Origin of the sequence: Streptomyces sp. SID13031, from assembly GCF_010548305.1 — a bacterium.
In the GTDB taxonomy this organism is placed as follows: domain Bacteria; phylum Actinomycetota; class Actinomycetes; order Propionibacteriales; family Kribbellaceae; genus Kribbella.
Map to the genome: position 1 here is coordinate 1 of NZ_JAAGLV010000122.1, position 388 is coordinate 388.

Annotated in this window: 1 protein-coding gene; it reads left to right on the forward strand. The window is 72.4% G+C overall.

The window, feature by feature from the left end; translation table 11 throughout:
* Window positions 1-30 precede the first annotated feature (30 nt).
* Window positions 31-388 (forward strand): Sir2 family NAD-dependent protein deacetylase (locus G3I17_RS39525; protein WP_343238574.1); only part of this gene is annotated, 358 nt, incomplete at its 3' end.

Sequence of the window (388 nt, forward strand, 5' to 3'; positions counted from 1 at the left end):
GGCGGCGCGGGCCGTCCGTACGCTCGGCTCATGACTCTCGTCGCGATCCTCAGCGGCGCCGGTGTGTCCACGGACTCCGGCATCCCCGACTACCGTGGGCCGCAAGGCCTTTGGCGGAAGGACCCGGAGGCCGTGAAGCTCGTCACGTACGACTTCTACATGGCCGATCCGGAGATCCGCCGGCGCTCCTGGCAGATGCGCCGCACCAGCGCGACGTGGGACGCCGAGCCCAACGCGGCCCACCGCGCGGTGGCCGCGCTGGAGCGGTCCGGCACCCCGGTGCGGGTCATCACCCAGAACGTGGACGGACTGCACCAGGCGGCCGGGCTGTCCGCCCGTAAGGTCGTCGAACTCCACGGCACGGCGCGCGAGGTGGTCTGCACCCGGT